Here is a 12,511-nt window from a genome sequence, read left to right as displayed (position 1 = left end):
CTGCGTTGAACACCAAGGAGACGGTGCAGTGACCGGGATCAAGACGACCGGTGAGAAGAAGCTGATGCTCTTCTCCGGCCGCGCACACCCCGAACTCGCGGAGGAGGTGGCACGCGAGCTGGGCGTCTCCCTTGTGCCGACCAAGGCCTTCGACTTCGCGAACGGTGAGATCTACGTCCGTTTCGAGGAGTCGGCACGCGGCTCGGACGCCTTCGTCATCCAGAGCCACACCGCGCCCATCAACAAGTGGATCATGGAGCAGCTGATCATGATCGACGCGCTGAAGCGGGCCTCCGCCAAGCGCATCACCGTGGTCGTGCCCTTCTACGGCTATGCCCGGCAGGACAAGAAGCACCGCGGCCGCGAGCCCATCTCGGCGCGGCTCATCGCCGATGTGCTCAAGACCGCGGGTGCCGACCGCATCCTCACGGTCGACCTGCACACCGACCAGATCCAGGGCTTCTTCGACGGACCGGTGGACCACCTGTTCGCGCTGCCGCTGCTGGCCGACTACGTGGGCGCCAAGGTCGACCGCTCCAAGCTGACCGTGGTCTCCCCCGACGCCGGCCGCGTCCGGGTGGCCGACCGCTGGTGCGACCGGCTCGGCGCGCCGCTGGCGATCGTCCACAAGCGGCGCGACCCGGACGTCGCCAACCAGGTCACCGTGCACGAGGTCGTCGGTGACGTGCGCGGCCGCATCTGCGTCCTGGTGGACGACATGATCGACACCGGTGGCACCATCTGCGCCGCGGCGGACGCCCTGTTCGCCAACGGCGCGGAGGACGTCATCGTGACCGCCACCCACGGTGTGCTCTCCGGCCCGGCCGCGGACCGGCTGAAGAACTCCAAGGTGAGCGAGTTCGTCTTCACCGACACGCTGCCCACGCCGGGCGAGCTGGAGCTGGACAAGATCACGGTGCTGTCCATCGCTCCGACCATCGCCAACGCGGTCCGCGAGGTCTTCGAGGACGGGTCCGTGACGAGCCTCTTCGAGGACTCGCACTGATCACGCGCTGATCGATTTCCGGGGCGGCCTCCCCGCCGGGTAGACTCACCGAGTTGCTCGGCGAGGGAGGCCGTTGCCGTTTGGGCGGCGGACTCCGTTATCGACGCGCTCCTCGTAAGTGGAACGGCCCGTCGTGGGCTGGGCGACCAGACAGAAGTCCCGTCGTCACTACGAGGAGTGTGATTCCCATGTCCGAAGTGAAGATCGCCGCCCAGCTGCGCACCGAGTTCGGCAAGGGCGCTGCCCGCCGCATCCGCCGCGCGCACCAGGTTCCCGGTGTCATCTACGGCCACGGCCAGGAGCCCAAGCACGTCTCCATGCCGGGTCACGAGCTGCTGCTCGCCCTGCGCACCCCGAACGTCCTGATCAGCCTGGACATCGAGGGTGACGGCAAGGAGCTCGTCATCCCCAAGGCCGTCTCCCGCGACCCGCTGAAGGGCTTCCTGGAGCACGTCGACCTGCTCGCGGTCAAGCGCGGCGAGAAGGTCACCGTCGAGATCGTGGTCAGCACCGAGGGCGAGCTCGCCCCCGGCGGCAACCTCCTGGAGCACGTGCTCAACGCGCTCCCGGTCGAGGCCGAGGCCACCCACATCCCCGACGGCGTCACCGTCTCCGTCGAGGGCCTGGAGGCCGGTACCTCCATCCTCGCCAAGGACATCCCGCTCCCCAAGGGCACCACCCTGGCCGTGGACGAGGACACCGTCGTCCTGCAGGTCGTCGCCGCCCAGGCCGAGGCCCCCGCCGAGGGTGAGGGCGAGGAGGGCGAGGGCGCCGAGGGCGCCGAGGCCGCCGCCGAGTAATCAGCGGCACGCAGCACGCTTCTCACGACCGCCGTCCCGCTCCGTCAGGAGCGGGACGGCGGTCCTGTTGAATGGACGCCATGAGCATGAGCGCAGCGGATAGCGCCCCCGAGGGGCCCTGGCTGGTGGCCGGACTGGGCAACCCCGGACCGGAGTACGCCGGCAACCGGCACAACATCGGCTTCATGGTGGCCGATCTGCTCGCCGACCGGATCGGCGGGCGCTTCAAGACCCACAAGAGCCGCTCGCAGGTGGTGGAGGGGCGCATCAGCGGTCACCGGGTGGTCCTGGCCAAGCCGATGACGTTCATGAACCTCTCGGGTGGACCGGTGACCGCGCTGCGCGACTTCTACAAGGTGCCGCTCGGCAACATCATCGCCGTCCACGACGAACTGGACATCGACTACGCGACGCTGCGGCTCAAGAAGGGCGGCGGCGACAACGGCCACAACGGCCTGAAGTCGATCACCAAGTCGCTCGGCCCGGACTACCTGCGGGTGCGCTGCGGCATCGGGCGCCCGCCGGGACGGATGCAGGTGGCGGACTTCGTGCTCAAGGACTTCTCCGGCACGGAGCGCAAGGAGCTGGACTGGTTCGTGGACCGGGCGGCCGACGCCGTGGAGGCACTGGTCTGCGAGGGCCTGGAACGGGCGCAGGGCACCTACAACAGCTGACCTGCCTGCGAAGTTGACCGAGTGGCAGGCAATGGCCAAGGATCGCCCGCATGGCCAAACGGAGTCTTGCCCGCCGCACCGCAGAGAGCACGTGGGGTCTGGTGCTGGTCGCCCGGATCGTGGTGCTGAGCGCGCTCGTCCTGGTGATCCTGGCGGCCGGGGTGTGGACCTCGTGGAAGACCGCCCAGCACGCGATGCTCACCAAGGGGCGCGAGCGGGGCACCATGACGGTCTCCGCCTGCGCCGCCGACACCTGCACGGGACCCTTCGTGCCGACCGGGCTCGGCTCCATCCGGGCGAAGGTGACGATCGACAAGGCGGTCACGCACCGTGTCGGCGAGCGGATCCCCGTCGCCGTCGAGCCCGGCACGGACACGGTGGTGCGGATTGGCACGGCGGGCGTGCTGCACACCTGGATCCCGTTCGGGGGCGCGCTGTTGCTGGCGGCACTCGTGCTGGCGGGCGGTCTGCGGTGGACCCGCACCGCCTGGGTGGCCGGGATCGCCGGGGCGGCGCTGCTGGGGGCGGCGTTCCTCACGCTGTAGGCCCGCCACCCCCGGCGCTCCGGCCCGCTCAGGCCCCCTCGGGCTCCAGGAACTCCAGGCGGTTGCCGACCGGGTCCTCGGAGTAGAAGCGGTGGTGGCCCGGCAGGTCGTGATCCCAGACGACCGTCGCGCCCCGGGACTCCAGCGTCTCGGCGTAGGCGCGGATGCCGCGCACCCGCAGGCCCGGGTGGGCCTTGCGCGCGGGGCGGAAGTCCTCCTCCACCCCGATGTGGATCTGCGCGGCGCCGGAGGTGAACCAGCATCCGCCGCGGGCGGCCAGTACGGGCGGCTTGGGCACCTCGGTCATACCGAGCACGCCGGCGTAGTAGGCGCGCAGCCGTTCCTCGCAACCGGGCGGCGCGACGAGCTGGACGTGGTCGAGCGCGGCTATCACGGGGTCAGCGGGCCTTTCGTGCGATGGCGAAGATCCGCCGGAACGGGAAGACGGTGCCGTGCGGGCCCGCGGGGTAGGCCTTGCGCAGCAGGTCGCGGTACTGGCCGAGAAACTCCGCGGCGGCGGCGGGGTCGTCGGCCAGTTCGGTGAGCACCGGGCGCAGCGCGGTGCCCTTGGTCCACTCCAGGACCGGGTCCTCGCCCTGGAGCAGCTGGACGTAGGTGGTCTCCCAGACGTCGACGTCCACGTCGACGTCCGGAATGTCGATGAGGCGTTCCAGGTAGGCGGCGGGCTCCAGGATGTGGACGTAGCGGCGGCCGTGGCCGTCGCCCAGCCGGTGGCGCCAGGCCGGGGAGTCGCACAGCTCGCCCAGCAGCGCATGGCTGGGGGAGGTGAAGTTGCCCGGCACCTGGAAGGCGAGCACCCCGCCGGGCACCAGGTGCGCGGTCCACTCGGGGAAGCGCTCGGCGTGGCCCTCGACCCACTGCAGGGCGGCGTTGGACACGATCAGGTCGTAGTCCTCCTCCGGCACCCAGTGCGCGGCGTCGGCGGCCCTGAAGTCCAGGCTGCCGCCCCCGGGGGTGACGCCCGCATGGGCCTGCGCGGCCTCCAGCATGTCGGCGGAACTGTCGAGGCCGGTGATGCGCGCGGCAGGCCAGCGGTCCGCGAGCAGGGCCGTCACGTTGCCGGGGCCGCAGCCGATGTCGGCGATGCGCGGGGACGGGCCGGGGAGCTCCGGTATCCGGGCCAGAAGGTCGTGGAAGGGACGGGTCCTGTGGGTGGAATGCCGGAGGTACTGCTGCGGGTCCCACGATGCTGCGGGCATGTCTCGAACTCCCTGGCGAAGGTTGGATCTCTTCCTGCGGCCGACCTTGCCCACAAGGTTCCGCACCTAATCTCTTGATGTCAAGAGACTTCATGTCGACAGAACCACTACACTGATCCCCATGGAGGACGAGGTCGACCGGTTGGTCGCGGCGTGGCGCAGGGAGCGCCCCGACCTCGACGTCGAACCGCTCGAGGTACTCAGCCGGGTCAGCCGGCTGGCGCGGCACCTGGACCGGGCACGTCGCCTGGCGTTCGCGGAGCACGGCCTGGAGCCATGGGAGTTCGACGTCCTCACGTCGCTGCGCCGCGCGGGCGCGCCCTATCAGCTCTCCCCGGGGCAACTGCTCACCCAGACGCTCGTGACGTCCGGGACGATGACCAACCGCATCGACCGGCTCACCAAGAAGGGTCTGGTGGAACGACTCCCCGACCCCTCGGACCGGCGCGGCGTCCTCGTACGGCTCACTCCGGAGGGCCGGGACCGTGCCGACCAGGCCCTGGCGGGACTGCTCGCGCAGGAACGAGCCATCCTCGGCGAGCTCTCCGGCCGCCAGCGCGGAGAACTCGCCGACCTTCTGCGCCAGTTGACGGCGCCGTTCGACAACATCCCGAGCTGAGGCCGATTACCCGGCGTAATCACCCAGGGAAGATCACAAACGGCCACGCTCTGCCACCGGTTGCGCACCCAAAGTGGCAGATTTAGCGTGATCTACGTGAACGCCGCATAAAGGCCCGGATGGCCACCTTTGCGGCTGCCGGCGCACCCGAGCACCGGCGCCATTTTTTGAAAGGCGCCGAGCCGCGCCGGCTTCCAATCCCTGGACCCTGTCGGGTCCCGCTCCACCTTGGAGATGCAGATGACTCTGCACACCCGCGCAAGCAAGATAGCCGCGACAGCGGTGACCGGCGCCTTGGCCGGCACCCTTGCCATTGGCACGATGGGCACCGCGTTCGCCAACGAGATCGCTGCACCCGGCGCGCCGAAGGCCGCACCGGCTCCCTCGGGGAACACGGAAAGCGTGGGCGCCGGCGAGGACCTCCCGGACCTGTCCGGCGAGATCGCGTCCGCAGCGGCGGACGGCCCCAACAGCGCCCTCTACCAGGGCCGTGTCATCGCCCGGATCGGTCTGCGCGTTCGCAGCGGCCCGGGCACGCAGTTCAGCTCGGTGGGCGTGCTCCCGTACAACGCTCTGGTCTCGATTGTCTGCAAGACCAATGGCCAGGACATCGGTGGTAATCCGCGTTGGTACCGCCTGGCCCAGAACCTCTACGCATGGTCGGCAGGGCGTTACATCGCCAACGTCGGCGCGTCGCCGCGTGTCTGCAACGCCAGTGAGCTCAGTGGCGGTGGTGGCGTCGGCGGCATCGGCGGTGGCGGCATCGGCGGCATCGGCGGCATCGGCGGTGGCGGCATCGGCGGTGGCGGCATCGGTGGTGGCGGCGGTGGCTGCTACGGCGGTGGCGGCGGCGGCGGCGGAGGCCGCGACGACGGCCGTGGCGGCGGCGGTGGCGGTCGCGGCGGCGAAGGCGGCGGCCGTGGCGGCGAAGGCGGCGGCCGTGGCGGCGAGGGCGGCGGTCGCGGCGGTGAAGGCGGCGGCGGTGGCCGTGGCTTCAGCTTCGGCGACGACGGCCGTAACGGCGACTACGGCGGCCGTGGCGGCGGCGGTGGCGGTCGCGGCGGCGAAGGCGGCGGTCGCGGCGGCGGCAACTACGGTGGCGGCGGCGGTGGCGGCAACTACGGTGGTGGCGGCGGCAACTACGGCGGCGGTGGCGGCGGTTGCTACGGCGGCGGTGGCGGCGGAGGCCGCGACGACGGCCGCGGCGGCGGTGGCGGTCGCGGCGGCGAAGGCGGCGGCCGTGACGGCAACTACGGTGGCGGCGGCGGCCGTGGCGGCGAAGGCGGCGGTCGCGGCGGCGAAGGCGGCGGTCGCGGCGGCGAGGGCGGCGGCCGTGGCGGCGAAGGCGGCCGTGGTCGCTAGGACATCGCGATGATGCGGCGGCCCGTCCTCCCGGTTCCGGGGAGGGCGGGCCGCCGTCGCGTCATGCAGGGGCCGCCGAGCCCACCCGGCCGCCGTCGCCCTCCACCGGAGGCACCCCCGCCCGCCGGGCAAGCGCCACCGCGGCCAGCGTCGAGTGCACACCCAACTTGCCCAGCACGTTCTGCATATGGGTGCGGACGGTGTGCGGGGACAGGTAGAGCCGTTCGGCCACCGCCTTGCGGCCCAGCCCCGCCACCATGCAGCGCAGGACCTCCTGCTCGCGCGGGGTGAGCGACTCCACCAGCTGTTCGCTCTCGGTGCGGTGGCGGCGAGCGGCGGTCAACTCCCGCAGCACACCTGTGAGCAGGGCGGGCGGCAGGTGGGTCTCGTCCCTCAGCACCCCGCGCATGACCGCCAGCAGCCGGGACAGCGAGCAGTCCTTGGCCACCCATCCCGAGGCGCCGGCCTGCAACGCGCGGGCGGCGCGGCGCGCGTCGTCACGCTCGGCGAGCACCACCGTGCGAGTGGCGGGGTGTTCGTTCCTGACGCGTTCCACCAGCGCGATGCCGTCGACACCGGGCGGCGTGCCGCCCGGAGCGGCGGGACCGCCGGAGACGACGGCTGCGGAGCCGTTGGTGTCCACGGCGTTCAGCGTGCGCACGCCCGCCGCGCCCGCGGCCGACCCGAGGTCGGCGTCCACCAGCAGTACGTCGTAGCGGCGGCCGTCCGCCGCCGCGCGTTCGAGGCAGCGCTGGGCGGCCGCGCCACTGCCGGCCGCCGACACGTCCACATCGGATTCCGCGGCCAGGGCCGCGGCGAGCGACTCGGCGAAGATGCGGTGGTCGTCCACGACGAGAACACGGATTCGTCCCACGGGCCCCACTCCCGGCATTAGGCGGTTTCCCCCCAACGGACGAGGTTGAGGTGCACTGAGGCCCGGCACCTGGAGCGGACGCCGCATGCCGCCGGGCTAGCCGTCGTCCTCCGCCAGGTGCCGAACCCTTGTGTCTCGCCCCCTGATGCCACCGGCCCCCACCGGCGGTGTTCAAGAGCCTAGGGGCAGGAGCAGACAAAGGCGCCCGAATGGAAAAACTGGGCGGCCCCAGTTGCCGGCCCGGGTCCGCGGGTGTGACCCCCGGTGCGCGGCGTGTCCCGTGCGCCGGGGGTCGTTCCGCTACGCGAGCCGCCGCGCGCCCGCCGAGGGCACCGCCGTGAAGACGCGGGGTTCGCGGTACCCCGCGTCGGCGAAGGCGGCCACCACCGAGTCGGCGACCTTCTCCGCGGCCGGCTCCTCGACCAGCACGATGGCCGAGCCGCCGAATCCGCCGCCCGTCATGCGGGCGCCGAGCGCTCCGGCCTCGTTGCCCGCGGAGACCACGAGGTCGAGTTCGGGGCAGGAGACCCGGAAGTCGTCGCGGAGCGAGGCGTGCCCCTCGGTCAGGACCGGCCCGATGGCACGGGCGTCGCCCGCCTCCAGCAGCCCGACGACCCGCTCCACGCGCCGGTCCTCGGTCACCACGTGCCGTACCAGCGGCCGCAGTTCGGGCTCGCCGGCCAGTTGCTCCAGGGCCGCGTCGAGACCGTCGTAGGGGATGTCGCGCAGCGCCTCGACGCCCAGTACGGCTGCCGCCCGCTCGCAGCCGGTCCGGCGCTTGCCGTACTCGCCTTCGCTGTGGGCGTGGGTGACCCGGGTGTCGACGACGAGCAGCCGCAGGCCCTGCGCGGCCATGTCGAACGGGATCTGACGCTGCGACAGGTCGCGGGTGTCCAGCCACAGCGCGTGCCCCTCGGTGCAGCACGCCGAGGCGGTCTGGTCCATGATGCCGGTGGGGGCGCCCACGTAGACGTTCTCGGCGCGCTGGCACAGCCGGGCCAGCCGCCAGGGCTCCAGGCCCAGCCCGTACAGCTCGTTGAGCGCGACGGCCGTCACCACCTCCAGCGCGGCCGAGGACGACAGGCCCGCACCGGTCGGGACGGTGCTCTCGAAGTGGATGTCGGCGCCGGTGATCGCGTGGCCTGCGTCGCGCAGCGCCCACACCACCCCGGCGGGGTAGTCGGCCCAGCCCGCGCCGCCGCCGGCCTCCAGTTCGTCCACGTGCAGTTCGACCACGCCGCCGTCGACGTCCGGCGAGGCGCTGTGCAGCCGCAGCCGCCCGTCGGCGCGGCGGGCCACCGCCGCGACGGTGGTGTGCGGCAGCGCGAAGGGCATCACGAAGCCGTCGTTGTAGTCGGTGTGCTCACCGATGAGGTTGACCCGCCCGGGGGCGGCCCACACGCCCTCGGGCCCGGTGCCGTACGTCGTTCGGAAGGCGTCCGCTGTCACTGTCGCTCTACTCCCGGTTCTGCAGGGCCTGCGTGAAGGTCCAGGCGTCGCGGACGATCTCCGCGAGGTCGGTGCGTGAGGGCCGCCAGCCCAGCCGCTCCTTGGCGCGCTCGGCGGAGGCGACCAGGACCGCGGGGTCGCCGGCCCGGCGCGGGGCGACGACCTCGGGGACGGGGTGGCCGGTGACCTGCCGTACGGTCTCGACGACCTCGCGGACCGAGAAGCCGTTTCCGTTGCCCAGGTTGCAGATCAGGTGCTCGCCCGGGGTGGCGGCGTCGACGGCGAGCAGGTGCGCCTCGGCGAGGTCGGTGACGTGGATGTAGTCGCGGATGCAGGTGCCGTCGGGGGTCGGGTAGTCGTCACCGAAGACCGAGATCGCCTCGCGGCGGCCCTGGGCGACCTGGAGGACCAGCGGGATCAGGTGCGACTCGGGGTCGTGCCGCTCGCCGAACTCCCCGTAGGCGCCGGCCACGTTGAAGTAGCGCAGGGACACCGCCGCCAGGCCGTGCGCGACGGCCTCGCTGGTGATCATGTGGTCGACGGCGAGCTTGGACGCGCCGTACGGGTTGGTCGGCAGGGTCGGGTCGTCCTCGGTGATCGGGACGGACTTCGGCTCGCCGTAGGTGGCCGCCGTGGAGGAGAAGACCAGCCGGCGCACCCCCGTCTCGCGCATGGCGCCCAGCAGTTCCAGGGTGCCCGCGACGTTGTTGCGCCAGTACTTCTCCGGGTTGACCACGGACTCGCCGACCTGGGAGCTGGCCGCGAAGTGCAGCACGGCGTCGTACGAGGAGTCGAGCACCTTGCCCGCGTCCTGGACGCGGCCCTCGACGAACGTGGCGCCGCCGGGCACGCCGGCCCGGAAGCCGGTGGACAGGTCGTCCAGCACGGTGACCCGGTGCCCTGCCTCCAGCAGGTGGGCCGCCACGACGCTGCCCACGTAACCGGCGCCGCCGGTCACCAGGACCTTCTTCCCGCCGGTCTCGGGGGCACCGGCGCTGGGGGTGTCGCTCATGAGGTCTCAGCCTTTCTCGGGTCCGTCTCGGAGCAACCGTAGTGGGGACGGACGAGGGCGTGCCGCGCGCATGCCGTGGAGGGCCTCATGGGGTGGCGACCTCGCGCAGACGGGCCGCGGCGGCCTCCGGCGGCACGTCGTTGATGAAGACGCTCATGCCGGACTCAGAACCGGCCAGGAACTTCAGCTTCCCCTTGGTGCGGCGGATCGTGAACAGCTCCAGGTGCAGCGCGAACTCCCGACGCAGCGGACTGCTGAAGGGTGCCTGGTGCCAGCCCGAGATGTAGGGGGTCGGCGGCTCCTCCGGACCGAAGATCCGGTCGAAGCGGCGCAGCAGTTCCAGGTAGACCGCCGGGAACTCGGCGCGCGCCTCCTCGTCCAGACCGAGCAGGTCGGGGACCCGGCGGCGCGGGTAGAGGTGCACCTCGTACGGCCAGTGGGCGGCGTAGGGGACGAAGGCGGTCCAGTGCTCGCCCTCGAGGACGATCCGCGAACCGTCCTCGCGCTCGCGCTCCACGACGTCGTCGAAGAGGTTGCGCCCGCCGGTGGCCTCGCTGTGCCGCTCCAGCGACCGCAGCATCAGCTCGGTGCGCGGGGTCGCGAAGGGGTAGCCGTAGATCTGGCCGTGCGGGTGGCCGAGGGTGACGCCGATCTCCTCGCCGCGGTTCTCGAAGCAGTAGACCTGCTCGACCCCGGCGAGCTGCGACAGCTCGCGCGTGCGGTCGGTCCACGCGTCGAGCACCAGCCGCGCCCGCTCGGGGCTCAGACCCGCGAACGACGTGTCGTGGTGGTCGGTGAAGACGACCACCTCGCAACGGCCATGTTCTCCGGAGAGTGAGGGAAAGCGGTTCTCGAAGACGGCGACCTCGTAGTGGTCGTCGGGGATCTCGGTGAGGTGACCGTCACGCGTGGGACACAACGGGCACTCGTCCACGGGCGGGTGGTACGTACGGGCCTGGCGGTGCGAGGCGACGGCGACGGAGTCGCCCAGCAGGACGTCGTGACGGATCTCGGAGACCGAGGACACCGGATCCAGCGGGCGCCGGTCGACGGCGTCGTGCACCGCGTCGTCCCGGGTGTCGTAGTAGATCAGCTCGCGCCCGTCGGCGAGCCGGGTCGATGTCTTCTTCACCCTGCGGGCTCCTCACACACACCCCAACCAACAGAACCGAACACAATGAACCACAACGAAACAGCAACGTCAACGAATGAGGCGCTGCGGGGAGTGATCACACCATGAACCTGCTGGCAGAGGGCCTACGGCTGCCGACCAACGCCCTCGACTACTCGATCCTCGCGATCTACTTCGTCGTCGTCCTGGGCATCGGCTTCGCGGCCCGCCGCTCCGTGAAGACCAGCCTGGACTTCTTCCTGTCGGGGCGCTCGCTGCCGGCCTGGGTCACCGGCCTGGCGTTCATCGCCGCCAACCTGGGCGCCACCGAGATCCTCGGCATGGCGGCCAACGGCGCACAGTACGGCGTGTACACCGTGCACTGGTACTGGATCGGCGCCATTCCGGCCATGGTCTTCCTCGGCCTGGTGATGATGCCCTTCTACTACGGCTCCAAGGTCCGCTCCGTGCCGGAGTTCCTGCTGCACCGCTTCGGGCCGTCCTCGCACCTGCTCAGCTCGATCATCTTCGCGGTCTCGGCGCTGCTCATCGCGGGCGTCAACCTCTACGCGATGGCGATCGTGCTGGAGGCGCTGATCGGCTGGCCGCAGTGGGTGGCGATCGTCGTCGCCGGGCTCTTCGTGCTCTTCTACATCACCCTCGGCGGACTGTCCTCGGCGATCTACAACGAGGTGCTGCAGTTCTTCGTCATCCTCGCCGCGCTCATCCCGCTCACCGTCGTCGGCCTCAAGCGGGTCGGCGGCTGGTCGGGCCTGCGGGACTCGCTGACCGACTCGCACTCCCCGGCGTTCCTCTCCGCCTGGCAGGACACCGGGATCGGCTCGCAGAACCCGCTCGGCGCCAACTGGCTGACCATCGTGCTCGGTCTCGGCTTCGTGCTGAGCTTCGGCTACTGGACGACCAACTTCGCCGAGGTGCAGCGCGCCCTGTCGGCCAAGAACCTCTCGGCGGCCCAGCGCACCCCGCTGATCGCCGCGTACCCCAAGATCTTCATCCCGCTGATCGTCGTCCTGCCCGGGCTGATCGCGCTCGTCATGGAGCCGGACATCGGCAAGGACGGCAGCGGACTGCAGTACAACGACGCGATCCCGGTGCTCATGCGCGACCTGCTGCCCAACGGCGTCCTCGGCATCGCCGTCACCGGCCTGCTGGCCGCCTTCATGGCCGGCATGGCGGCCAACGTCTCGTCGTTCAACACCGTCTTCACGTACGACATCTGGGGCCGCTACGTGCGGCGGGACCGGCCGGACGCGTACTACGTCACCACCGGTCGCGTGGTGACGGCGATCGGCGTGCTGATCGGCATGGGCACGGCCTTCATCGCCTCGTCCTTCAGCAACATCATGAACTACCTGCAGACGCTCTTCTCGTTCTTCAACGTGCCGCTGTTCTGCGTCTTCATCCTCGGCATGTTCTGGAAGCGCTCGACCGCGGCGGCGGGCTTCTGGGGACTGCTCAGCGGCACGGTGGCCGCGATGATCAACTACTTCTGGTTCTACAAGGGCGGCCTGATCTCCATCCCCAGCGACCAGGGCGCCAACTTCGTCTCCGCCATCGCCGCGTTCGTCGTGGGCGGCGTCGTGATGGTGCTGGTCTCGTGGTTCACCCGGCCCAAGCCCACCGAGTCGCTGGCCGGCCTGGTCTACGGGACCACCTCGCCCGGCATGGCCGAGCCGCCCGCCAAGGGCGACGACGCCTGGTACCGCAGGCCCGCCCTGCTGGGCTGGGGCGCGGTCGTCCTCGCCGCCCTGTGCTACATCCCCTTCTCCCTGTGAGGTGACCTGTCGTGACCAGTTTCGGGAACGAGTCCGAGTTCCA

Annotated in this window: 13 protein-coding genes; 7 read left to right on the top strand and 6 right to left on the bottom strand. The window is 71.2% G+C overall.

Annotated features, from left to right (window positions below; translation table 11 throughout):
* Nucleotides 1-28: 28 nt before the first annotated feature.
* The 4 genes from ACIP98_RS24585 to ACIP98_RS24570 all read left to right on the top strand — a co-directional run bounded on the left by ACIP98_RS24585 (nt 29) and on the right by ACIP98_RS24570 (nt 3,025).
* Entirely contained in the window at nt 29-1,006 is a 978-nt protein-coding gene (locus tag ACIP98_RS24585; RefSeq protein ID WP_319661707.1) for a ribose-phosphate diphosphokinase, read from the top strand.
* A gap of 188 nt (nt 1,007-1,194) precedes the next feature.
* Nucleotides 1,195-1,806: a 50S ribosomal protein L25/general stress protein Ctc gene (locus tag ACIP98_RS24580; protein WP_401977947.1), complete on the top strand. Its 612-nt coding sequence runs from the start codon at nt 1,195-1,197 to the stop codon at nt 1,804-1,806.
* A gap of 86 nt (nt 1,807-1,892) precedes the next feature.
* Nucleotides 1,893-2,480 (top strand): aminoacyl-tRNA hydrolase, encoded by a 588-nt coding sequence (gene pth / locus ACIP98_RS24575; RefSeq protein WP_319661709.1) that lies wholly within the window; start codon nt 1,893-1,895, stop codon nt 2,478-2,480.
* A 50-nt stretch (nt 2,481-2,530) separates the two neighbouring features.
* Nucleotides 2,531-3,025: a hypothetical protein gene (locus ACIP98_RS24570; RefSeq protein WP_319661710.1), complete on the top strand. Its 495-nt coding sequence runs from the start codon at nt 2,531-2,533 to the stop codon at nt 3,023-3,025.
* A gap of 28 nt (nt 3,026-3,053) precedes the next feature.
* On the opposite strand, the gene ACIP98_RS24565 is transcribed toward ACIP98_RS24570, so the two are convergent.
* On the bottom strand, nt 3,054-3,419 hold the full coding sequence (locus tag ACIP98_RS24565) for a VOC family protein (RefSeq protein WP_319661711.1): 366 nt from the start codon (nt 3,417-3,419) through the stop codon (nt 3,054-3,056).
* 4 nt (nt 3,420-3,423) lie between these two features.
* Nucleotides 3,424-4,245: a trans-aconitate 2-methyltransferase gene (locus ACIP98_RS24560; RefSeq protein ID WP_401977944.1), complete on the bottom strand. Its 822-nt coding sequence runs from the start codon at nt 4,243-4,245 to the stop codon at nt 3,424-3,426.
* 121 nt (nt 4,246-4,366) lie between these two features.
* Between ACIP98_RS24560 and ACIP98_RS24555 the strand changes: the two genes are divergently transcribed.
* Both ACIP98_RS24555 and ACIP98_RS24550 read left to right on the top strand, forming a co-directional pair.
* Complete coding sequence (locus tag ACIP98_RS24555; RefSeq protein ID WP_319661713.1) at nt 4,367-4,864, top strand: MarR family transcriptional regulator; 498 nt, start codon at nt 4,367-4,369, stop codon at nt 4,862-4,864.
* A 240-nt stretch (nt 4,865-5,104) separates the two neighbouring features.
* Complete coding sequence (locus tag ACIP98_RS24550; protein ID WP_401977942.1) at nt 5,105-6,226, top strand: SH3 domain-containing protein; 1,122 nt, start codon at nt 5,105-5,107, stop codon at nt 6,224-6,226.
* A gap of 61 nt (nt 6,227-6,287) precedes the next feature.
* On the opposite strand, the gene ACIP98_RS24545 is transcribed toward ACIP98_RS24550, so the two are convergent.
* From ACIP98_RS24545 to galT, 4 genes are all read right to left on the bottom strand, one after another.
* Nucleotides 6,288-7,100, bottom strand: a complete 813-nt coding sequence (locus tag ACIP98_RS24545) for a response regulator transcription factor (RefSeq protein WP_319661715.1) — start codon at nt 7,098-7,100, stop codon at nt 6,288-6,290.
* 300 nt (nt 7,101-7,400) lie between these two features.
* Nucleotides 7,401-8,549 (bottom strand): galactokinase, encoded by a 1,149-nt coding sequence (gene galK / locus ACIP98_RS24540; protein WP_319661716.1) that lies wholly within the window; start codon nt 8,547-8,549, stop codon nt 7,401-7,403.
* 7 nt (nt 8,550-8,556) lie between these two features.
* A complete protein-coding gene (galE, locus tag ACIP98_RS24535) occupies nt 8,557-9,561 on the bottom strand; it encodes a UDP-glucose 4-epimerase GalE (RefSeq protein WP_401977939.1) in 1,005 nt (334 codons plus the stop codon).
* An 85-nt stretch (nt 9,562-9,646) separates the two neighbouring features.
* A complete protein-coding gene (gene galT, locus ACIP98_RS24530) occupies nt 9,647-10,693 on the bottom strand; it encodes a galactose-1-phosphate uridylyltransferase (RefSeq protein WP_319661718.1) in 1,047 nt (348 codons plus the stop codon).
* Nucleotides 10,694-10,797: 104 nt separating this feature from the next.
* Here galT and ACIP98_RS24525 point away from each other — a divergent pair, with 104 nt between their 5' ends.
* The gene (locus ACIP98_RS24525) at nt 10,798-12,468 is read left to right on the top strand and encodes a sodium:solute symporter family protein (RefSeq protein WP_319661719.1); all 1,671 of its coding nucleotides are present in this window, start codon (nt 10,798-10,800) and stop codon (nt 12,466-12,468) included.
* The last annotated feature ends 43 nt before the right edge of the window (nt 12,469-12,511 follow it).

This window comes from Streptomyces sp. NPDC088354 (assembly GCF_044753585.1).
Taxonomy (GTDB): domain Bacteria; phylum Actinomycetota; class Actinomycetes; order Streptomycetales; family Streptomycetaceae; genus Actinacidiphila.
Note: the sequence above shows the minus strand (reverse complement) of the source record. Positions and strands in the feature narration are given on the sequence as shown.